Annotated in this window: 21 protein-coding genes; 5 read left to right on the top strand and 16 right to left on the bottom strand. The window is 70.1% G+C overall.

Annotated elements, in window-relative coordinates; translation table 11 throughout:
* Positions 1 to 13: 13 nt before the first annotated feature.
* The 5 genes from D7D52_RS20665 to D7D52_RS20645 all read right to left on the bottom strand — a co-directional run bounded on the left by D7D52_RS20665 (position 14) and on the right by D7D52_RS20645 (position 5,407).
* Positions 14 to 1,303, bottom strand: coding sequence for a family 1 glycosylhydrolase (locus D7D52_RS20665; RefSeq protein WP_120738773.1), 1,290 nt, complete (start codon positions 1,301 to 1,303; stop codon positions 14 to 16).
* 142 nt (positions 1,304 to 1,445) lie between these two features.
* Positions 1,446 to 1,640 carry a hypothetical protein gene (locus tag D7D52_RS20660; protein ID WP_120744308.1) on the bottom strand — a complete coding sequence of 65 codons (195 nt, stop codon included), beginning with the start codon at positions 1,638 to 1,640 and terminating at the stop codon, positions 1,446 to 1,448.
* Between the two features lie 175 nt (positions 1,641 to 1,815).
* Positions 1,816 to 2,250: a hypothetical protein gene (locus D7D52_RS20655; RefSeq protein ID WP_120738771.1), complete on the bottom strand. Its 435-nt coding sequence runs from the start codon at positions 2,248 to 2,250 to the stop codon at positions 1,816 to 1,818.
* An 80-nt stretch (positions 2,251 to 2,330) separates the two neighbouring features.
* The gene (locus tag D7D52_RS20650; protein ID WP_425464555.1) at positions 2,331 to 4,670 is read right to left on the bottom strand and encodes a glycoside hydrolase family 65 protein; all 2,340 of its coding nucleotides are present in this window, start codon (positions 4,668 to 4,670) and stop codon (positions 2,331 to 2,333) included.
* Entirely contained in the window at positions 4,667 to 5,407 is a 741-nt protein-coding gene (locus D7D52_RS20645; protein WP_120738769.1) for a beta-phosphoglucomutase family hydrolase, read from the bottom strand. Before D7D52_RS20645 ends, D7D52_RS20650 begins: the two co-directional genes overlap by 4 nt.
* A 110-nt stretch (positions 5,408 to 5,517) precedes the next feature.
* Here D7D52_RS20645 and D7D52_RS20640 point away from each other — a divergent pair, with 110 nt between their 5' ends.
* Entirely contained in the window at positions 5,518 to 7,005 is a 1,488-nt protein-coding gene (locus D7D52_RS20640; RefSeq protein ID WP_120738767.1) for an FAD-dependent oxidoreductase, read from the top strand.
* An 81-nt stretch (positions 7,006 to 7,086) separates the two neighbouring features.
* Here D7D52_RS20640 and D7D52_RS20635 read toward each other — a convergent pair whose 3' ends face one another.
* The 5 genes from D7D52_RS20635 to D7D52_RS20615 form a co-directional block, all read right to left on the bottom strand.
* The gene (locus D7D52_RS20635) at positions 7,087 to 7,857 is read right to left on the bottom strand and encodes an RNA polymerase sigma factor SigF (RefSeq protein WP_120738765.1); all 771 of its coding nucleotides are present in this window, start codon (positions 7,855 to 7,857) and stop codon (positions 7,087 to 7,089) included.
* A complete protein-coding gene (locus D7D52_RS20630; protein ID WP_162958440.1) occupies positions 7,847 to 8,290 on the bottom strand; it encodes an anti-sigma factor in 444 nt (147 codons plus the stop codon). The genes D7D52_RS20635 and D7D52_RS20630 overlap by 11 nt, the downstream gene beginning before the upstream one ends.
* Before the next feature lie 158 nt (positions 8,291 to 8,448).
* Positions 8,449 to 8,763, bottom strand: a complete 315-nt coding sequence (locus tag D7D52_RS20625; RefSeq protein ID WP_120738761.1) for an ANTAR domain-containing protein — start codon at positions 8,761 to 8,763, stop codon at positions 8,449 to 8,451.
* Positions 8,764 to 8,781: 18 nt separating this feature from the next.
* Positions 8,782 to 9,240, bottom strand: a complete 459-nt coding sequence (locus D7D52_RS20620) for an STAS domain-containing protein (RefSeq protein WP_162958439.1) — start codon at positions 9,238 to 9,240, stop codon at positions 8,782 to 8,784.
* A 61-nt stretch (positions 9,241 to 9,301) separates the two neighbouring features.
* Complete coding sequence (locus tag D7D52_RS20615; RefSeq protein ID WP_120738757.1) at positions 9,302 to 9,793, bottom strand: DUF6328 family protein; 492 nt, start codon at positions 9,791 to 9,793, stop codon at positions 9,302 to 9,304.
* A gap of 191 nt (positions 9,794 to 9,984) precedes the next feature.
* Here D7D52_RS20615 and D7D52_RS37885 point away from each other — a divergent pair, with 191 nt between their 5' ends.
* Positions 9,985 to 10,140 (top strand): DUF6131 family protein, encoded by a 156-nt coding sequence (locus tag D7D52_RS37885; protein ID WP_162958438.1) that lies wholly within the window; start codon positions 9,985 to 9,987, stop codon positions 10,138 to 10,140.
* A gap of 27 nt (positions 10,141 to 10,167) precedes the next feature.
* Positions 10,168 to 11,214 carry a DoxX family protein gene (locus tag D7D52_RS20610; protein WP_120738755.1) on the top strand — a complete coding sequence of 349 codons (1,047 nt, stop codon included), beginning with the start codon at positions 10,168 to 10,170 and terminating at the stop codon, positions 11,212 to 11,214.
* A gap of 93 nt (positions 11,215 to 11,307) precedes the next feature.
* Here D7D52_RS20610 and D7D52_RS20605 read toward each other — a convergent pair whose 3' ends face one another.
* The 5 genes from D7D52_RS20605 to D7D52_RS20580 form a co-directional block, all read right to left on the bottom strand.
* Complete coding sequence (locus D7D52_RS20605) at positions 11,308 to 11,757, bottom strand: CBS domain-containing protein (RefSeq protein ID WP_222932651.1); 450 nt, start codon at positions 11,755 to 11,757, stop codon at positions 11,308 to 11,310.
* A 342-nt stretch (positions 11,758 to 12,099) separates the two neighbouring features.
* Positions 12,100 to 12,366: a hypothetical protein gene (locus D7D52_RS20595; protein ID WP_120738751.1), complete on the bottom strand. Its 267-nt coding sequence runs from the start codon at positions 12,364 to 12,366 to the stop codon at positions 12,100 to 12,102.
* A 72-nt stretch (positions 12,367 to 12,438) separates the two neighbouring features.
* Positions 12,439 to 13,008 carry a hemerythrin domain-containing protein gene (locus D7D52_RS20590; protein ID WP_120738749.1) on the bottom strand — a complete coding sequence of 190 codons (570 nt, stop codon included), beginning with the start codon at positions 13,006 to 13,008 and terminating at the stop codon, positions 12,439 to 12,441.
* A 13-nt stretch (positions 13,009 to 13,021) separates the two neighbouring features.
* Entirely contained in the window at positions 13,022 to 13,267 is a 246-nt protein-coding gene (mbp1, locus tag D7D52_RS20585; RefSeq protein ID WP_120738747.1) for a microaggregate-binding protein 1, read from the bottom strand.
* A gap of 88 nt (positions 13,268 to 13,355) precedes the next feature.
* Entirely contained in the window at positions 13,356 to 15,152 is a 1,797-nt protein-coding gene (locus D7D52_RS20580; RefSeq protein ID WP_120744305.1) for a thiamine pyrophosphate-requiring protein, read from the bottom strand.
* Positions 15,153 to 15,272: 120 nt separating this feature from the next.
* On the opposite strand from D7D52_RS20580, the gene D7D52_RS20575 reads away from it, so the two are divergent.
* Both D7D52_RS20575 and D7D52_RS20570 read left to right on the top strand, forming a co-directional pair.
* A complete protein-coding gene (locus D7D52_RS20575) occupies positions 15,273 to 16,232 on the top strand; it encodes a TIGR03557 family F420-dependent LLM class oxidoreductase (protein WP_120738745.1) in 960 nt (319 codons plus the stop codon).
* Positions 16,233 to 16,321: 89 nt separating this feature from the next.
* The gene (locus D7D52_RS20570; protein WP_120738743.1) at positions 16,322 to 16,648 is read left to right on the top strand and encodes a plasmid stabilization protein; all 327 of its coding nucleotides are present in this window, start codon (positions 16,322 to 16,324) and stop codon (positions 16,646 to 16,648) included.
* A gap of 123 nt (positions 16,649 to 16,771) precedes the next feature.
* On the opposite strand, the gene D7D52_RS20565 is transcribed toward D7D52_RS20570, so the two are convergent.
* Entirely contained in the window at positions 16,772 to 21,250 is a 4,479-nt protein-coding gene (locus D7D52_RS20565) for a cation-translocating P-type ATPase (RefSeq protein ID WP_162958437.1), read from the bottom strand.
* Positions 21,251 to 21,261 lie beyond the last annotated feature (11 nt).

Below are 21,261 nucleotides of genomic sequence, written 5' to 3'. Positions count from 1 at the left end.
CTCGTGCGGTGCGTCAGCGAACCGGGTTCACGCAACTCGAGGGCAGATCCTGCAGCGAACAGAAGGCCGGGGCCCGGGTCGGGACATACCCGGCGCCGACGCCGCCCGCGCCGATGATGTCGTGATACGCGCCGACGGCCGCGGTGGGCCGCCGCGCCAGCGACGGATCACTGGTGACGTCGACGGTGTAGAGGCCGAAACGGGGTGAGTAGCTGCCCCATTCGTAATTGTCGGTGATGCTCCAGTAGTTGTAGCCCATGATGTTCATGCCGTCGGCCTTGGCGCGCTGCACCCAGTAGACGGTGTCGCGCAGGTTGTCCTCGCGGGTCATGCCGTCGGTGGTGGGTGAGCCGTTGTCGGAGGGCATGCCGTTCTCGACGATGTAGAGCGGGCGGCCCGGGAACTTCCCGGCGTATCGGCGCAGCGCGTAGTAGATGCCGTCGGGTTCGAGGATGAGCCCCGAGGGCGTATTGGTGAGCTGCGCGATCAGATTCGGCGGATTGCTGAGGGATCCGCCGTAGTAGTAGTCGACGCCGACGTAGTCGAGTTTGTCGGCGATGCGGTCGACGAAGGAGGCGTCGGCCTGCGCGGCGCCCATGGCCGAGTAGGCGATATTGCTGGTCACCATCGCCCCGGGTTGCCGGCCGTGAATGTAGTCGTAGATGCCGCGGTGCGCGGCGACCATGCGGTCGATCATCGGCGCGACGTCCAGTGCGCCGAGATCGCCTATCTGCTGTTCCTTGCTCGCGTAGTTGAGCGGCTCGTTGAAGGTGACCCACAGCGGATCCAGATGCGCGTACCTGTCGACCACCGCGCGGGCATTGGTCAGCCAGTCGTCCACCATGCCCGGGTTGCGCCAGCCGCCGCGATCGACCTCCCACCCCGGGAACACCCAGTGATCCAGAGTGATCATCGGCCGCATGCCCGCGGCCCGAATCCGCCCGATCATGCTGTCGTAGAAGGAAAAGTCCCATTCGCCCGGATTCGGTTGCACCCGAGCCCATTCCACACTCACGCGATACACGCCGGCCCCGAGGTTGGCCGCGTTCTGAATGTCCTCGTCGTACCGATGGAGAAAATCGACAGAATTGCGGTAGTCCTCGGCGCGCCCCGATCCGGCGTAGCGACTCCAATTGCTGTCGGGCGCAAAGCCTTCGCTCTGATACCCGGAGCTGGAGACGCCCCAGAGAAAACCACCGCCGACCGGCGGTAACCCCGGATCGGCGGTGGCGGAGGGCGTCGTGACCGCGCTCCAGGCGGCCAGGACGATACATGCAATTGTGAACAGTGCACGTTGACCCATTGCATCGAGAGTACCGTCCGGAGACCGGATTCCATCCCGAAGCCGCGGAACTCGTTGCGTCGTAACGCGTTCCGCTGTGACAGCCCGCTCCGGGACGTTGCGCTACCCGTTCGACGATCCCGTGCGCCCGGATCCGCCCCCGTTATTGGCTCGGCTGCGGAACATTCACGTTGCAGTCGTGAATCTTCGGATTCACGCCGACATAATTGAGCGGACCGGCCAGAATGGTCACCGCGATGGTGCCCGTGCTGGCGCAATTGGTCGGCGCGCTGTCGTAGTAGTGGCGCTGCCCGGCGGCAATGGCGCCGATGATCAACCAGATGAATAGCAGGAGCATGAAGCCGCCGCCGTATCGCACACCGGAGCCGCCGTAAACACGTCGGTCGTCATAAACCATCGTCTTGCCTCCATCATCGGATCCGAATTCCGCGGGGTGCGCATGTTCGACCCATGCTTCGCGGTACCCGGCCGCAACGCCGCTAAACCGCGTCCGATACCGGTGCGGCCGCATTTCATTCGGCGGTGAGCACCGGGCGCAGTGCGGTGTCGGCGGCGGTGAGCGCGGAGCCGCCGGTGTTCCAGGAGGTGTCGGCGGGCTGGGTGGTGAGGATGACGACGGTGTAGCGCAGCGGCCCGCCGGGCGCGGCGGCGACCAGGCCGGTGGTGTCGAGGGTGGTGGAGGAGTCCAGGGTCATCCAGCCCTGTTTGACCGCCCAGCTGTCGCCGGTCAGGCCGTCGGGGATGCCGAAGTACTGATCGGTGCCGTCGGCGGCGATCTGGTCGGCGCCGCCGAGCGCGTTGAGCAGAACGGTGCGGGCGGGCTGGGGCACGGTGGTGGTGAGGTAGTGGTAGATGGTGACGACATCCGCTGGGGTGGTGCGGGTTTCGCCCCACTGGGCCGGATCGTCGGGCGGCTGGGTCTCGCGCAGGCCGAGGCGGTCGGCCATGCGGGTGACGATGTCGTTGCCGCCGTTGGCATCCCAGAACGCGTCGGCTGTGAACGACCGAGGACGCGAGCCGGGGTGGGTCAGCGGCGGGGGCGCGGCGCCCGGCCGCGGGGCTGGGTGACGGCCGGCGGGGTCGGCGGCGGCGGATTGCGCAAGGTCAGCCCGGCCTCGGTGAGCTTGTGCATGGTGCCGTGATGGCTCACCGGCAGCGGATCGCCCGCCAGCAGCCGGTAGCTGGTCTCCGATTCGGTGACCTCGACGCCGATTCGACTGCCGCGCCAGCGGATTCGGAACCCCATCCGCCGCAGCGGCCGGGGCAGCCGCGGCGCGAAGACCGGATGCTGGTCGTGGTCGCGGAAGCCGCCGAACCCGCCGACGCAACCGAGCCAGGTGCCCGCCAGCGCCGCGATGTGCAGTCCGCCGTCGGCATTGCCGTACAGGTCGTGCAGATCGGTGAGCGCGGCCTCGGCGAAATAGTCGTAGGCGAGGTCGAGATCCCCGATCTCGGCGGCCAGCACCGCCTGCACACACGACGACAGCGACGAGTCGCGCACGGTGAGGGCGTCGTAGTAGACGAAGTCGCGCCGCTTGGCGTCCACGTCGAAGGCGTCGGGGCACAGGTACATGGCCAGCACCAGATCGGCCTGTTTGACGACCTGCAACCGGTACAGGTCGAAGTACGGATAATGCAGCAGCAGTGGGTATTTCGATTCCGGAGTGTTGTCGAAGTCCCAGCAGGCGTAGCGGGTGAAGCCCTCGGACTGCTCGTGCACGCGGAGCTCGGCGTTGTAGGGCACCAGCATGGCGTCGGCGTATTCCCGCCACCGGGCGATCTCGTCGTCCTTCACCTCGAGTCGCGCGGCCACCTCGGGGTGGCGGGTGCAGGCCGCGGCGGCCTCGCGCAGATTCCGCTGGGCCATCAGGTTGGTGTAGAGGTTGTTGTCGGCCAGCGCCGAGTATTCGTCGGGCCCGGTGACGCCGTCGATGCGGAAGCCGTCGGATTCCAGATGTCCGAGGCTCGCCCACAGCCGCGCGGTCTCGACCAGAAGCTCGGTGCCGCAGTCGATGTCGAATTCCTCGTCGCCGGTCGCCCGCAGGTAGCGCGCGGCGGCGTCGGCGATATCGGCATTGATGTGCACGGCCGCGGTGGCCGTCGGCCAGTAGCCGGACGCCTCCTCACCGTTGATCGAGCGCCACGGGAACATCGCGCCCTCGCGCCCGAGCTCGTCCGCCCGCGCCCGGGCCCGGTCGAGGGTCGCGTGCCGCCAGCGCAGCGCGTCCCGGGCGGCCATTGGCATGGTGTAGGTGAGCACCGGCAGCACATAGGTCTCGGTGTCCCAGAACGCGTGCCCGTCATATCCGGGACCGGTCAGTCCCTTGGCGGGGATGGCGCGCGCCTCGCCGCGCGCGCCCGCCTGCAGGACGTGGAACAGCGCGAAGCGCACCGCCTGCTGCAATTCCGCATCGCCGTCGAGTTCGATATCGGCCTGCGTCCAGAAGTCGTCGAGGTAGTCGCGCTGGCGTTGCAGCAGCCCCGCCCAGCCGATCTCCATGCCCGCCGCCAGCGCCGCCTCCACCTGCGCGCGCAGCGCCGGCGCCGAACGCCGCGCGGACCAGCCGTAGGCCAGGAACTTGGTCAGGCACAGGCTGTCTCCGCGCGCGACGTCCGCGGCGATGGTCACCCGGGCCAGATCGTCCTCGGCCTGGACCACCAGCCGCGGGTGGTTGCCGACCTCGAGTTCGTGGTTCATGCCCGCGGCCATCCGCAGCCCGGACCGCTGGGTGTGGTGCACCAGCACCGCCGCCAGATCCGAGGCGCTCCGATGTTCGGCGACCAGCGGCCGGTCGAGGCCGGCCGCGCGCCGGGGATCGCCCTCGACGGCCGGAATGGGTTCGTTGGCCAGCAGATCCGACTGCACGACGATCTCGAGGTCGTCGTCGAGGGGTTCGACGCGGTAGTGGATGGCCGCCACCGCGCGCTCGGTGAACGACACCAGCCGTTCGGAGCGAATCCGCACCCGCCGCCCGGTCGGCGAGGTCCAGACCGTGTCGCGGCGCAGGGTGCCGGAACGGAAGTCCAGGACGCGTTCGTGCGATTCGGTGTGCCCGTAGCGCAGATCCATCGGCTCGTCTTCCACCAGCAGCCGGATGATCTTGCCGTCGGTCACGTTCACGACGGTCTGCCCGTGCTGCGGATAGCCGAAACCGGTTTCGGCATAGGGCAATACACGGGACTCGTAGAAGCCGTTGAGATAGGTGCCGGGCAAGGCGACCGGTTCACCCTCCTCGAACGTGCCGCGCAGGCCGATATGCCCGTTGGACAGCGCGAAGATGGACTCGGTGCGGCGCAGCGCATCCAAATCCAGTCCAGCCCAGCGCAATTGCCACGGATCGATCGCGAAACCCTTGTCCTCGTTCACGATCGCGTCAGCTCCGACAGATCGGTGACGACCCGGTCCGCGCCCGCGTCGCGCAGGGCGGCGGCCTGCCGCCCGTCGCGCACGCGATCGATGCCGACCACGAAACCGAAGCCGCCCGCGTGCCCTGCCGCGACCCCGGCGACGGCGTCCTCGAACACGGCGGTGTGCGGCGGGCGGACCTGCAACCGCGCGGCCGCGGCCAGGAATCCGTCGGGGGCCGGCTTGCCTCGCAGGCCCTCCTCGGCGAAATTCTTGCCGTCGACGCGGACCTCGGCGTAGTCGCTGAGCCTCGCGGCCGCGAGCACCGCGGCGGCATTCGCCGAGGAGGACACCACCCCGGTCCGCAGTCCGGCCGCGCGCACCGCCGCCAGATAGTCCTGCGATCCGGGATAGACGTGCACGCCGCTGTGTTCGATCAGCTCGTGCAGCACCGCGTCCTTGCGATCCCCGATCCCGTGCACCGTCCACCCGTCGCCCTCCTCGGGCAGCGTGATGTGCCGCGATTTCAGGAACGACCGGACCCCGTCGAGCCGGGGCAGCCCGTCCACGTACGCGTCGTAGTCGTGGGCGGTGAACGGCTGCGACTGCGGGCCGCCGCGCTGCTCGAGGAATTCGTCGAACACCTGTTTCCACGCCCGCTCGTGCAGTTCGGCGGTGCTGGTGAGCACGCCGTCGAGGTCGAACAGGGCGGCCGAGATCCCCTCCGGCAGCCCGAGCCTGGTCTCGGGATGGGTCATGTGCGTGGCTCCTGACACTCGACGGTCTCGACGTCGACGAGCTACCCCGGCCCCGGGCCCGCGAAACCGCGCGCACGTTTCACCGCGGCCAGGGCGGTTATGGCCCGTCTATGGAACCACTGTGGCTCAGCGACATCCCCAGACCAGCGCGCCTGCGCGTCACCCCCGGGCTTCGGTTCGACGTCGTCGTGATCGGCGGTGGCCTCACCGGCCTCACTACCGCGTTGCTGCTGGCGCAGAACGGAATCGACGTCGCGGTGGTCGAGGCGCGGCGCATCGGCGACGGCACCACCGGCGCCAGCACCGCGAAAGTGAGCGTGCTGCAAGGCGTCCGGGCGCAGCGCATCCGGCGTCAGCACTCCGCCGACGCGCTGCGCGAGTACCTGGACGCCAATATCGACGGGCAGCAGTGGCTGCTCGAGTACTGCTCGAATTCCGGTGTGGCCGTTCAGTATGCCGACGCGTTCACCTACGCCCAGTCCGATCGGGAGGTCGGCAGCGTGCGCAGCGAGCACGCGGTGCTGCGCGAGGCCGGTCTGCACACCGAGCTGGTCGGGCCGCTGGACGTGCCGTTCCCCACCCGCGCCGCGGTGCGGCTGGCACAGCAGGCGCAGCTCAACCCGATGGCGCTGCTGTCGGTGCTGGCCGCCGACGTCGAATCGCACGGCGTGCAGATCTTCGAATCCAGTCGCGCCCAAGGGATTCGCTCCGGCAAACAGGGCGATCAGATCATCGACACCGAGCACGGGCCGATCGAGGCGGGGACGGTGATCCTGGCCACCGGCACGCCGATCCTGGACCGCGGCGGCTTCTTCGCGCGGCTGGTGCCCCAGCGCTCCTATCTCACCGCCTTCCGGCTCGCCGAGCCGGTGCCGGGCGGCATGTACCTCAGCGCGGGCGAGCCCACCCGCTCGGTGCGGCGCGTCCCCGACACCGAGGGCGATGTGCTGCTGGTCGGCGGGGAGGGCCACGGCGTGGGCCGCGACAGCGACACCACCGCCCGCGTCCGCGACCTGGTGGAGTGGACGCAGCGGTACTTCCAGGCGGGCGAACCGATCACCGCCTGGTCGGCCCAGGACTATCTGCCCAGCGGCGAACTGCCCTACGTCGGGCCGCTGCTGCCGGGCCAGGAGAGCATTCTGGTCGCCACCGGCTACGCGAAATGGGGCATGACCAACGCGGTGGCCGCAGGACTGGCGCTGGTGGGCCGGATCACCGGCAAGAGCCCGCAGTGGAGCGGGGCGCTGTCGAGCTGGCGGCCCTCCGACTACACGTCGCTGCCGTCCACCCTCGGCGCGAACGGCTCTGTCGCACTGCAGTTCTCGACCGGCTGGATGCACGTCGCCGCCACCGGCGATCGGCCCGCCCCGGCCGAGGGCTGCGGCCAGGTCAATCGCCGCATGCTGTCCCCGACCGCGACCTGCACGGTGGACGGGGTCACCACGTCGGTGTCGGCGGTCTGCCCGCACCTGTACGGGATCGTGCGCTGGAATGCCGCCGAACGGTCCTGGGACTGCCCGCTGCACGGCTCCCGGTTCGCACCCGACGGCAGCGTGCTGGAGGGGCCGGCCACCAAACCCCTGGGCCCCCGGCCCTGATCGAGACCGGGCCGCAGCCTCTCGAAGCGTGACCGGGCCGCGGCCCTGAAGCCGCGGCCCGTATACCTCAGTCCTTCGACCTCAGTCCTTCAACGCCGCTTCCCGCAAACCGGACAGCGTCTTGCTGAGGATGCGGGAGATGTGCATCTGCGAGACCCCCAGGCGATCCGCGATCTGCGCCTGGGTCCGGCCCTCGAAGAACCGCAGCACCAGCACTTCCCGTTCCCGCTCGGGCAGGTTCTCCATGTGCGGGCGCACCGCCAGATACTGTTCCACCAGTTCGTAATTGGGCTCGTCGGTGCCCAGCGCGTCCAGCAGCGACAGCGGCGCGTTCTCACCGCCGTCGGGCATCGCGGCCTCCAGCGAGGAACTCTGGTACGCGTTGGCGGCCAGCATCGCCTGGGTGACCTCGGCCCGGTCGACGCCGAGTTCCGCGGCGATCTCGCCCGCGGTCGGCATCCGCCCCAGCGGCTGCGCCAGCTTCTCGATGGTCACGCCCAGCCGCAGCTGAATCTCCTTGATGCGCCGGGGAACTCGCACCGCCCAGGTGCTGTCGCGGAAATAGCGGCGCACCTCGCCCATGATGGTGGGCACCGCGAAGGACAGGAAACGGGAACCACGCGTCACGTCGAAGCGGTCGATGGAGACCACCAGCCCGAGCCGCGCCACCTGCAGCAGATCCTCGTAGGGTTCGCCGCGGCCGGAAAACTTGCGCGCGATGTGCTCGGCCAGCGGCAGACACCGGCTGACGGCCTCCTCGCGCAGTTCCTCGTGCCGGGGATCGTTCTTCTCTACCGCGATCGCCAATTCTTTGAGCAGCGGTTCGATATCGTCGTAGCTGTCACCTGTCATCGTCCTCACTCCGTAGTCGTTGAAGGTGAACTGTTACGGGATACCCATTGCGGACCGGATCGAAAGCTCCGGAGCTGGATCGCATCGAATCTGTCAATGTCTCCAAGAAATCCCGGCCGAAACTGTTGCCGTCGAACGCTCCATCCGTTTCCAGCATGGACGAGATCCGTATCTCGATCTGTGCCGGGTCGTAGCGGAACACCAGTTCCACCGATGCGTCCGGTACGGCGCACAGCATCATCGCGGTGGCCACTTCGTCGAGCGCGACTCGCATATCGATCACCTGGTCGATGGTGAAATCAGCGCTCAGCATGATGGTTTCGGTAAGTGCGCGCAGCATTTGCAACTGGTCGAACCGCGCGGGCAGCCGCAGCTCCAGTTGTCCGGATCGCGCCTGCAACTCCCGGCCGGAGCCGTCGAGATACCTGTCCACGTGACTATCGTGCATTACCTTGACGCCGGGCAGACAACTACTGCCCGGTCTTCTACCCGTCGGCGGTTTCGTCATCGGCTCACCACCATTCGAGTCCGTCGCGCCGTAATCCTGTTCCGTTCGGTCTGTACCCAGTCCCGCCCGGCAGTAACGCGCGGTCAATCCTGTTGTACGCGTTGATGAACCGTGAGCAGGAGATGGTCGAATCGGGCGCGCATCGAGCCCGACGAATCGGTGAGCGTGCGCAGATCCGCCACCAGCCGCGCCGCCAGCTCGCGCAATTTGGTGTTGGTTTCCTGCGAACGCCAGATCAGTAGCCGGAACGCCTGATCGGCGTCGATGCCGTAGACCACCATGACCGCGCCCTTGGCCTGTTCGATGACCGCGCGCGCGGCATACAACTCCGAGAGGTTCGCGTCGATGTCGTCGTGGGTCTCGATGTCGTCGTGAGTCTCGATGTCGTCGTGGGTCATGGCGCCGCCATGCTCGCCTCACGAGCGCCGCGCCGGCGCCGACCGCCGCGCCGGCGCCGACCGCCGCGCCAGCGCCGAGGCGCCGGTGATCTCCAGCGCGCGTTCGATCTGGCGGTCCCGCGTCAGCAGCCGGGTTTCGACGTCGCGGTGCAGGGCCTCCTCGATCGCCTCGGTCAGCACCGAGGCGTTGCGCAGACTCAGGAATCGGGTCCGGCGCAAATCGACCACGACGGTGGCCGCGGCGCCGGAGTAGGCGAAGGCGAGCGCGCGGCGAAACGCCTCCAACCCGGTGATATCCAGGTCGCCGTCGATCTGGACAACCAGGCAATCGAGCGATTCGACACCGTGGGTGTCGTGGTTTTCGAGCGCCCGCGGGGGTTCGAGGCGCGTGACATGGAGCCGGTCGGCGAGGCGACTGGGAACGATGGAAATGGTTGACATGACATGCCTCCCATGGAAGGGCGGCTGGATTCTCAACCTGTCTCCAGTCTGTCACGGGCGGGCGGCCACAACCACCCCCGGGCCGAAAAGACCCAAGTCACCGGGGAAATTTCGGCCGCTGCCGCCACGGATGCACCCACCACACCCAGGTGAACAGGCAGGCCGAGACCACGCCCACGACGATTGCCGGGACGAGGCCGGCGACGGTGTCGAAGATCAGGATCGGGACGCCGACCAGCGCGAGCCCGAGCAGACCCAGCCCGGCCAGCGCGTAGCGATGCGCCGAGGTGACCACCTTGCCGATGCGGTGGCGGCGAAACAGCATGCGGTGCGCGGCGACCGGTGCGATCAGGCAGGCCGTCGCGCCGATGGAGGCGGCCACGATGGCCAGATACAGCCACCGCATGGCGGTCGACAACTCGCCGAAGCGATTCTGGAACGGGAGCGTCAGCAGAAATCCGGTCAGCAGCTGCACTCCGGTCTGGGTGACACGCAGCTCCTGCATGAGGCTGTTCCAATTGCGGTCCAGCCGTTCGTCAGTCGTCTCCGACCGGCCGTCACGACCGGCGCCGGGCGCTGGTGCGGCCATCGCTGCTCTCTTCTCTGCCGAGCTGCTCCGATTCCGGGGGTGCGTCTCGCATACCCCGATGCGACCACCCGCAATCCACCCGCCCGAACCGCCCGCGAGCGGCCGGTTTCCGGGGCGATATCCGTGGGTTTCAGGGTCGATACGGCGGGAACTGCCCGGTTGTCACTACCGCCCACGCACAAGGAGTTCTCGTGATCATCCTGGGCCTCATCCTGCTCATCTGCGGGATCATCTTCGGTATATCGATCCTGACCACCATCGGCATCATCCTGCTGATCATCGGCGCGGTGCTGTGGATTCTCGGCGCGGCCGGCCGCCCGGTCGGCGGCCGCTCACACTATTTCTGATTCCGCACTCCCCGGAAAGGAACTCACATGTTTCGACGTGTGGCATACCCCCTGCTCGCCGCCGCGTTCGTGGTGGATGGCATCGAAACGCTGAGAAATCCGGAGACGCGCGTGAAATCGGCGACCACCCTGGTGCAGCGGGGCCAAAGCGTCCTGCCGGACCGGGTGGCCGGCGCGCTGCCCACCGATCCGGCGCAGGTGGTACGAGCCACCGCCGCGATCCGGGTCGGCGGCGGCGCGTTGCTGATGATCGGCCGCGCGCCCCGGTTGGCCGCGCTGGTGCTGGCCGCCACCACGATTCCGGTCACGCTCACCGAGCACGACTTCTGGAACGAACCCGACCGGGAACGCCGCGTCGCGCAGCGCACCGCCTTCCTCCGGGACGCCGGCCTGCTGGGCGGTCTGCTCATCGCCGCCTCCGACACCCGGGGCAAGCCGTCGCTGGGCTGGCGCGCCCGCCGCGCCGCCGATCGCGCGTCGCAGCGCGCGCACGAGCTGACGCACAAGGCGGGTGACAGCGGCCCGAACGCGGTGGCGCAGCTCGCCGGCGGTCTGGCCGACCGCGCACCGGCCGTGTGGGAGGCCGTGCGCGATCACGGCGGTCAGCTGGCCGAGACGGCGCGCGAGAAGGGCGGCCACCTCGCCGAGGTGACGCTCGACACCGCCCGGGAGAAGGGCGGAGAACTCGCCGAGGTCGCACGCGACAAGGGCGAACAGCTCGCAGAGGTCGTGCGGGACAAGGGCGGTCAGTTCGCGGACGTCGCTCGCGACAAGGGCGGTCAGCTCGCCGACGTGGCCCGAGACAAGGGCGGTCAGTTCGCCGACGTGGCCCGAGACAAGGGCGGACAGTTCGCCGATGTCGCCCGAGACAAGGGCGGTCAGCTCGCGGACGTCGCTCGCGACAAGGGTGAGCAGTTCGCCGACGTGGCCCGAGACAAGGGCGGACAGTTCGCCGATGTCGCCCGCGACAAGAGTGGGCAGTTCGCCGATGTCGCCCGCCACCGCGGCGAGCACGCGACCAAGGTCGCGCGCAAGCGCGGCAGCCGCTGGGCGGCCCGGGTGCGGCCGGAGTGAGTCACGACGACTGAGTCGGCATGAAAAAGCGGGTGCGGCCGGACCATTGGTCCGGCCGCACCCGTGTGTGTCGGATCGGGCGATCGCTGCCGCTCACTCCTGCGAAATCGCTTCCACGACTTCCCCCGACGCCCGATGCTCGAGCAGCCGCGCGATATCCGCCTGGGCGATGAGACCGACCAGCTTCCTGCGGTCGACCACGGGCAGCCGCCGCACCTGATGGTCGGCCATCAACTGCCGCACCCGCTCCACGTCGTCGTCGGCCTGCGCCACCACGGGTACGCCCGCCGCCAGCTCGCCGGCCCGCACCTCCGCCGGATCCCGGTGCCGCGCCACCACTTTCACCACGATGTCGCGGTCGGTGAGCATGCCTTCGAGCCGGTCGCCCGCGCCGCAGATCGGCAGTGCGCCGACCTCGAGCTCGACCATCCGCCGCGCGGCCGCGAGCACGGTGTCGTCGGCCCGGACGCAGTGGCAGCCGGGCGTCATGATGTCGCGCGCGGTCGGCCCGATCTGGTCGTGATGGTGTCCCGCGAGTGTCATCGCCTGACCTCCTGTATCGCATGGACGAGCCGGGCCGGGTGGATAATCCACCCGGCCCGGCTCTCGTGAATCACTGTTCTCATTCTGCTGTCGTTCGTCGGGTCGTCCGCCGGGTACTCAGCTCTCGGCGGACGACGTCGTTTCCGCGTGCTCTGCCTCCGGCGCCGCGGGCCCGTACATCACGGTGTCCCACCAGTCCTGCAACGGGCTCGGTTCCGGCCACACCGCCGCCACTCTCGCGTCGGCCCGGTGCTGCTGGCCCCCGCGCCGGCCGGCGCCGCGGCCACTGATCATGTCTCTCATGGGGTATCACTGCTCATCGAAAATCAACGCCCTCGTCTGTCAATGCCCTTGTCGTACATAGTCATCCGGTTTGCGCTGCCGACGGCGGCGCCATTCCAGCGCGAGCACCACCGTGCCGGCGAAAAGCAAGAGGACGCAGGCGACTGCGCCCACGATCGCCCACCCGCCGAATCCGTAGCCGCCCGCCACCAGGGCCAGCGCCAAAGCCACGACGCCGAGCACGACGAGCACGACGCCGACCACGTTGACGCCGTCCTCGATGCCCTCTCCGGCATGGCTGCGCGGGGTTTTCCGCTGTTCGGTCATGAGCGTCCTCCTTGGGGGGTGGGCCGGTGACGTCGTTGGCGACCGGCCCCGTTCTGCTCCCGGGCCCTGCTGTCAGGCTTCGCCGCTCTGGCGACGCCATTCTCGCAGCGCGTCGCGAATGCGGTCGAAGACCGCCAGCGGCGGACCCACCATCAGATTGGCTGCCGCGGACTCGCCGACACCGGGGTGCGGGCGGGTGGGGGCGAGGGCTTCGGCGAAGCGGACCACGCTCGCGAGGCGGACACGTTCCTCCGCGGACGCGTGCGTGAGCAACTGACCGAACTCCTCCTTCTCCTCCAGTTCCGCGTGATCGACGACCTTCTCGGCGAAGGCGCGGAACGTGGTGTCGAATTCCGCGTGGTCGACGCCCAGTTCGGCGAGCTGGACCAGAACGTGTTTGGCCTGATCCTCCTCGCGCAGGCGGGCGTCGACGATCTCGTCGGCGACCGCGTGGCGGCGGGCCGCGGGATGCACGACCTCCTCCTCGGCGGCCTCGTGCACCGCGAGCAGCCGCACCAGATCCTCGAAGCCGCGCTGTTTGTCGGCTCCGGTGGAGGTGCGCACCGATTCCAGGGCGTTCTTGATCTGACCGTGCTGCGCGAGCAGCAGGTCGATCACGTCGGTCTCGTTCTCGGCGGCCATCAGCGTGCGCTCGCTATCGGTTCTGCTCGGCGCGCTGACGTGCTTCCTCGGTCTGCGCCTGGGCCCGATCCTTCTCGGCCTCGGCTTCCTTCTTGGCGGCGTCGCGCTGGGCGTCCGCCTTGTCCTGCTGGGCGCGGCCCTCGTCGCGCAGACCCTCGTTGCCGAAGACGGTGCCCGCGGCTTCCTTGGCCTTGCCCTTCACACCCTCGACGACGCCTTCAGCGCCTTCGCGGGGACCGGTCTTGTCGTGCTCGGACATGGGATGTACCTCCCGTATCGTTTTGTCGGACATCACGGACCTACCCGCGAGTTCACAAACGAAACGGGCACCGTCTCAGTTGATTTCGTCACACCTCGCGCGTCGGCAGGAATTCCTGGGCCTTGGCCTTCGCGCCCTGCGCCACCAGATGCCAGCCGCCGGGGTCGCCGCGCAGGACCGCCTCGGCGGTCGATTTCATCTGTTCCCAGGTGGCGTGCGGCGGGATCGGCGGGACCTCCGGGTCGGTGTGGAAGTCCAGCACCATGGGCCGATCCGACGCCAGGGCGGCCTGCCAGGCGGGCGCCACGTCGTCGGGTTTGTCGATCACCATCGCGGCCAACCCGGCCGCGCGGGCGATCTCGGCGTAGGAGACCTCCGGAAGTGTCTGCGACTGTTCGAATTTCGGCGCGCCGCCCATGGCGCGCAGCTCCCAGGTGACCTGGTTGAGATCGTTGTTGTGGAAGACCGCCACGATCAGCCGCGGATCCGACCAGCGCTCCCGGTAGCGGGCGATGGTGAGCAGTTCGGCCATGCCGTTCATCTGCATCGCGCCGTCGCCGACCAGGGCGATGGCCGGGCGATCGGGGTGGGCGAACTTCGCGCCGATGGCGTACGGGACGCCCGGGCCCATGGTCGCCAGGGTGCCCGACAGCGAGCCGCGCATGCGGCCGTGGAAGCGCAGGCAGCGGGCGTACCAGTTGGTGGAGGAACCGGAATCGGCGGTGACGATCGCGTCGTCGGGCACGCACTGCGACAGCTCCCACACCACGCGCATGGGGTTGAGCGGCTTGGCGTCGAGCATGGCCTGGCGTTCGATGGTCTGCCACCAGCGCGCCACATTGCGCTGGATGTCCAGCGCCCAGTTGCGATCCTGCTTGGGTTTGAGCAGCGGAATCAGTTCCGCCAGTGTGGCTTTGGCGTCGCCGACCAGATTCACCTCGGTCGGGTAGCGCATGCCGATCATGGCGCCGTCGATATCGATCTGGACCGCGCGGGCCTGCCCGAACTCCGGCATGAACTGCGAGTAGGGGAAATTCGAGCCGACGATGAGCAGGGTGTCGCAGTCGCGCATCAGCTCGTAGCTGGGCCGGGTGCCCAGCAGACCGATCGAGCCGGTCACATACGGCAGTTCGTCCGACAGCACGTCCTTGCCCAGCAGCGCTTTCGCCACCCCCGCACCGGTCACGTCGACCACCCGCGTGACCTCCTCGGCGGCGTCGCGCGCGCCCTGGCCGACCAGGATGGCCACCCGCGAGCCCGCGTTGATGACCGCGGCGGCGCGCTCGATCTCCTCGCGCGCGGCCCGCACGGTCGGAGCGAGCGCCGGGCCGGGCGGGCTCGACGGCACCTGTTTGAAGTCGTGGGTGGGCTTCTCGTACGGCTCTTCCTGCAAGTCGGAGGGGATGATGACGGCGGTCGGCGCGCGCCGGGTCAGCGCGGTGCGGAAGGCCCGGTCGAGGGCATTGGGCAGCTGGCTGGGCACGTTCACCTCGACCAGATAGTCCGAGGCCACGTCCTTGAAGAGGCTCTGCAGATCCACTTCCTGCTGGTAGCTGCCGCCCATGGCGCTGCGCGCGGTCTGCCCGACGATGGCGACCACCGGGACGTGGTCGAGCTTGGCGTCGTAGAGGCCGTTGAGCAGATGGATCGCACCCGGTCCGGAGGTGGCCGTGCACACGCCGACCCGGCCGCTGAACTTGGCGTAGCCGACGGCTTGGAAGGCCGCCATCTCCTCGTGCCTGGCCTGGATGAAGGCCGGCTGATCGTCGGCGCGTCCGAAGGCGGCGATCAGGCCGTTGATCCCGTCGCCCGGATAACCGAAGACCTGCTCCACACCCCATTCCCGCAGTCTCTCCACGACATGATCACCGACTTGTCGCGTCATGGTTTCTCCTTCGTGTCCGGCGTCGGATCTCGACAGGATGCGGTTACCCGCGCGAATCACCCCGAATCAGGCGCGCGCGCCCCGGCGAATACCGAAGGGGCGGGCGGGTAACCGGCGGGCATGGTCACCTTCGGATACTTTCTGTCCAGCGAGCAATTCGGTCCGCGCGAACTCGTGGACCAGGCCGAACGCGCCGAACGGGCCGGGTTCGAACGCCTGTGGATCTCCGATCACTTCCATCCCTGGAACGATGCCCAGGGTCAGAGCCCGTTCGTGTGGGGCACCATCGGCGCGCTCTCCCAGGCGGTGAGCCTGCCCATCACGACCGCGGTCACCTGCCCGACCGTGCGGTTGCATCCGGCGATCATCGCGCAGGCCGCCGCCACCGCGGCCGTGCAGTGCGAGGGCCGGTTCGTGCTCGGGGTCGGCAGCGGGGAGGCGCTCAACGAGCACATCTTCGGCGACCCCTGGCCGACGGCCACCACCCGGCTGCGCATGCTCGAGGAGGCTGTCGGGCTGATCCGGCGGCTGCTCGGCGGCGGCATGGTCAACCACGACGGCGAGTTCTATCACGTGCAGGACGCGCGCATCTACACGCTGCCCGAGGATCCGGTCCCGATCTATGTGTCGGGGTTCGGCCCGCGCGCCACCCGGCCGGCGGCCGAGATCGGCGACGGCTATTGCACGGTGTCGCCGGATCGGGAGCTGATCGAGCTGTTCCGTTCGGCCGGCGGCGGGGACAAACCGGTGCAGGCGGGCACGAAGGTCAGCTGGGCGCGCGACGAGGAGACCGGGCTGGACTACGCGCAGCGGCTGTGGGCCACCGACCTGATGCCCGGTCAGCTCAGCCAAACCCTGCCCCGCCCAGCCGATTTCGAGGCCGCCATGACCCTGGTCGACCGCAGCGCGGTGGCCGAGCAGTTCGCGGTGGGCGCGGACCCGGCCGTGCACATCGACCAGCTGCGCCAGTATCTCGACGCGGGGGCCGACGAGATCTACGTCCAGCAGGTCGGACCCGACCTGGACGGGTTCTTCGACGCCTACGAGAAGGAGGTGCTCCCGGCCCTGCGGGGCCGGTGAGCACGACCCGCCGCCGGTGTTTGCGGCCGACCCCATCGGGTACCGCGACCGTGCATCGGCCCGTCCACCACCGGATCAGGAGGTATGTCATGCCGAAGGAATGGAGCGCCAAGGACGAGCGCCAGTACGAGCACATCAAGGACTCCGCCCGCGACCGCGGTGCGAGCGGCGGGCGGGCAAAGGAGATCGCGGCCCGCACGGTCAACAAGAACCGCGCCCAGGCCGGTCGCACCAAGACCGCCAGCCGCAGCTCCACCCAGGACATGTCGCCGCAGAAGCGCGGCGGCCAGCGCTCGCACAGCGGCAGCCAGGGGCCGACCCGCGATCAGCTCTACAACGAGGCCAAGCAGCGCAATATCAAGGGCCGCTCCGGCATGAACAAGTCGGAACTCGCGCATGCCCTCGGCAAGGACTGACCTGGTCGAATCGCCGCCCGCCGCTGCACTTTCCGGCCCCGCTGCACTTTCCGGCGCGGCCCGACCGCACGTCCCGCCCGCCGGTCCCCCTGACCGGCGGGCGTTTTCGCGCCCGGATCCAGGTCATCCGAGTCGCGACGACAGGATTGCCGCGCCCGCGCCCGCCCCGGCCGCGGAGCCGAGCGCGATGGTCCACCCGACCGGACCCAGCGGCCGGCAGCCGAAGTAGGTGCACAGCCCCGGCGTCATGACGACGATGCCGAGCACCGTGCCACTGGCCACGGTGGTGGCCCAGATCAGCGGGCTGGTGCGGGCGGCCAGCAGGGTCTGCGCCAGCTGGGCGCCGATGAGCGCGACCAGCCCGACCGTGGCGGCGCGGCGCTGGGTGCCGGTGTAGCGGGCCACCGTCCACGCCGTGGAAGCCGCTGTGGCCGTGACGATTCCGCGCACCGCGAGAGCGCGCGGCAGGTCGGTGGCGAGCTGGGCGGGCGGGATCTCGGCCAGTTCGATCGCGCGGCGCGCGGCGCGGGTCTCGACGTCGATGGACGGATCGTCGGCGAGGCCGGAACCACCGGGCGACAGGGCCAGCGCCAGCGCCGGGAACATATCGGTGAGCATGTTCACCAGCAGGAACTGCCGGGTGCCCAGCGGCGCGCGCCCGCTGAGCGCGGTGCCGTAGAGGGTGAAGCCGACCTCGCCGGCGTTCCCGCCCACCAGCACGCCGACCGCGTCGGTGACCCGCCGCCACATGCCGCGCCCCTCGGCCAGCGCGTCCAGCAGCGCCAGCGGTTCGGTGCGGGTCAGCACCAGGTCCGCGGCATTGCGGGCGGCGACCGAACCCGCTGCGGCCATGCCGATTCCGACGTCGGCGGTCCGGATGGCGGCGGCGTCGTTGGCGCCGTCGCCGGTCATGGCGACGGTGTGCCCGCGCCGGCGCAGCGCGGCCACGATGCGCACCTTGTGTTCCGGATTCACCCGCGCGAACACCGCGCTGCGTTCGATGAGCTCGAGCTGGCCGGAGTCGTCGAGGCGGTCCAGATCGGCGCCGGTGGTGACGTGCGCGGCGTCGATGCCCAGTTGCCGGGCGATGGCGGCCGCGGTGACCGGATGGTCCCCGGTGATCATCCGCACCCGAATGTCGTTGTCCTGCAGCGCCTGCACCAGCTGGAGGCTGTGCGGGCGCGGGGTGTCGGCCAGGCCGAGCAGCCCCAGCACGGTCAGATCGCCGACGGCGTTCTCGACATCGGCGGGCGCGGAGGCGAATTCGCGGCGCGCCACGACCAGCACCCGCAGGCCCTGATCGGCGAGCTCCAGCACCGCGCCGCGCAGCCGGCGGCGCGCGGACTCGTCCAATTCGGTGATGGTGCCGTCGGATTCGCGCAGGCGGCCGCAGCGCGGCAGCACGATCTCGGGTGCGCCCTTGACGAACAGCCGCAGGTTGCGGCGGGTGCGGCCGAGCGCGGCGGCGTAGCCGCGGTTGGATTCGAACGGCACCTGCTCGATCTGATCCCACGGATGGGTGTCGCCGCCGAGCTGTTCGCGGGCGGCGTCGAGCACCGCGCGGTCGGTGGCGTGCTGCACCGGCCCCTCGTCCGGGTCCGGGCAGGCGCGGGCGGCCGCGCGCAGCAGCCGCCGCGCGTCGGCGGAATCGGTTGCGGCCGTCCACTGTCGGGTCGTGTCGGCCAGCGCGGTGAGCCGCAGCCGGCCGTGGGTCAGGGTGCCGGTCTTGTCGAAGCAGACGGTGTCGACGCGGCCCAGCGCCTCGACGGTCCGGCTGGCGCGCACCAGCACCCCGTAGCGCGAGAGCCGGCGGGCGGCCGCGAACTGGGCGACGGTGGCGACCAGCGGCAGTCCCTCGGGCACGGCGGCCACGGCGACCGCGACCCCGTCGGCGATGGCCTGGCGCAGCACCTGTCCGCGCAGTCCGCCCAGCAGGGCCACCACCGAGCCGCCGGCCAGGGTGAGCGGCAGCGCCCGGTCGGTCAGCGCCCGCAATTGCGCTTGCACACCGGCCTTCTCGGGCGGTCGCGCGCCCGCGGTGGCGCGTCCGGCCTGGGTGTCGCGGCCGGTGGCGACCACGACGGCCACCCCGTCGCCGTTGACGACGGTCGCGCCCTCGAAGACCATGCAGGTCCGTTCGGCCAGTACCGCGCCGGGGGTGGCGGCGGTCCCCTTGTCGACCGTGACCGATTCGCCGGTGAGGCCGGATTCGTCGACCTCGAGATCGTGAGCGACGAGCAGCCGGCCGTCGGCGGGAACGACGTCGCCGGCGCGCAGGGCGATCAGGTCGCCGATCAGCAATCGTTCTGCGGGAACGACGGTTTCGCCGACGTCCGGGTCGTCGAGCCGGTCGCGGCCGAGCAGCACCCGCCCGATGGTCTGCTCGCGTTCCAGCAGCCCGTGCAGGGCGCGTTCGGCGCGCTGCCGTTGCAGCGCGGACACCATGGCGTTCACGGTGAGCACCGACGACAGCAGGATGGCATCGGAGAAGGAGCCGAGGATGGCGGTCGCCAGCGCCCCGACCCCGAGCAGCGGCGTCAGCGGGTCGGCGAGCTCCCGCCGGACATGGCCCGCGAAATCCACCACCGGCGCCAGTGGGGTGATCAGGGCTGGGCGAGTGGGGTTTTCGTCGGCCGCCCGCTCGGCGAGGGCGATCGGCTCCGGCAGGCGCTCGAGCACTTCCGCGCCACCCAGCGCGTGCCAGGGCAGCAGCGGCGCGGCCGAATCCAGGGTGTCGCCGCGGGCGGCCCGCCAGCCGGTGGCCGCGCCGTTGAGCAGTCCGGCGACATTGGCGGCGAGCAGCGGCGCCGACGGTCCGCCGCGCGGCCGCACCGCCAGCATGAGCCCGCCCAGCGCGGTCGCCGAGAGCGCCAGCACCCGGGCGCGCTCGCTGACCTGCCGCGCGGCCGGGACGGCGGCCAGAATGCGTTGCACCTGAGCGAGATCGCGGCAGACCGCGTCGGCGCTCCAGGGCACCCGGACCGCGCCGTCCTCGCCGCGCGCGAGCCCGATGGCGACATCGGCCCAGTCCAGGGCCTTGAACGACTGCGCGCCCAGGACCGCGACCACATGCCCGTCGCGCTGCAGATCGTCGACGAGTTTGCTGCGCGAGATCTCGGCGGGCACGAATTCGTCGGCCAGCGAGCGCAGTTCCCGCAGATCCTGGTGGGCGGAGAGGATGACCCGCAGGCCCGCCGCGCGGGCGGATTCGAGCACGGGCTGGGCCCGCCGATCCACCTCGCGGCCGATGAGCGCGCGGCCGAGGATGCGCTCGCCCACCCGCACTTCCCGCCACACGGGTGTGCGGGTCATCCCGCGATCGGGGGTGCCGCTGCCCTGGTGGACCAGCCGGGGGCGAGTATCCCCCGGGGTCGAGTGTGCTTGGTGCACAGTGTTTTTCAGCGCGTGCTGAGCCGCGACCCAGAGGTCGGCGGCCGACTGGCCGGGCTCGGGATCGGCGTCGAGCACCACGCGGCGGTCGCTCAGCAGCGCCTCGCCGTCGATGACCACGGCGCTGAGCCGATCCAGCCGCCGCCAGACGCCCGGCTGCAAAGTGAGCACCCCGGCGCGGGACAGCGCGGTCGACAGCGCCGCGGCGAAACCCTCGCGGCTGGCGCGCGCCGCCTTGGGCGCGCCCAGTTCGAGCGCCTCGAGGGCCTGGCCGAATCGGGCGCCGGTCGCGAAAGCCGCGCTGCCGAGCAGGCTTCCGGCCGCGGTCTCGTCGGCCACCCGTTCCACCGGCCCGCCCGGCAGCGGGACGGGCCGATCGCGCGGGGGCAGCGGGGTGCGGACCGCGGACTGCTCGTGCCCGATGTGCTCGCGCTCCCAGGCGCCCCAGCGGGTGTAGGAGCTGCTCGCCTCCAGGAAGATCAAACTTCGTTGCGCCGCATCGACGGCCAGTTTCGCCACGCTCTCGGAGGCGGCGCTGCCGACGGCGGTGACCAGGGTCAGCACCACATCGGTGCGCACCCGGCCCAGCCGGGCTTCCAGTTGTTCGCGCAGCCGCGGCTGATTGTCGGCCAGCAGGGCCATGCCGCGCAGCAGCCGCGCGGTGGTGTCGAACGGCAGCAGCACGCCGGTGGCGGCCATCCCGATGGCCAGCACGTCGGCGGCCAGCTGAATACCGGCCGCCACCACCGGTTCCCGATCGGCGGGATGTTCCACCGAGCGGTCCCAGGTGTGCTCGGCGACATCCGTGTCCGACTCCGCGGCGGCGATCGCCTCGAGCAGCAGCGGCAGTTCGGCGGCGGGGTCGGCCAGGCCGGCGACCACGCGTCCGGTCACGGCGTTGATTCGCCACCAGCGCACCGCGCCGAGCCGATCGAGCCGATCCTCCAGGGCCGCCAGGACGTGGGCGGAATGCTCCGAGGTCAGCCCGCGCACCTCCACCGCGGCCCGATCGGAGCCCGGCGCGATCCGCCGCTGGGTGCGCTCGCCGCGCAGATCCGCCAGGACCAGCAGATCGTCGCGCAGGCGCCGTATCGATTCCGGGGCAACCGCTTCCAGTCCGGCGTTGGCGGCGTCGATTCCCATACCGGCCAGTTCCCAACTGGTCTCCACCGCCCGGACCGGCAGCGCCAGCGTCGTTTTCGCGAGGGACACACCGGTCCTGA

The organism is Nocardia yunnanensis (assembly GCF_003626895.1).
Taxonomy (GTDB): Bacteria; Actinomycetota; Actinomycetes; order Mycobacteriales; family Mycobacteriaceae; genus Nocardia; species Nocardia yunnanensis.
The sequence above is the reverse complement of the archived record's forward strand: the minus strand, read 5'-3'. Positions and strand labels throughout refer to the sequence as shown.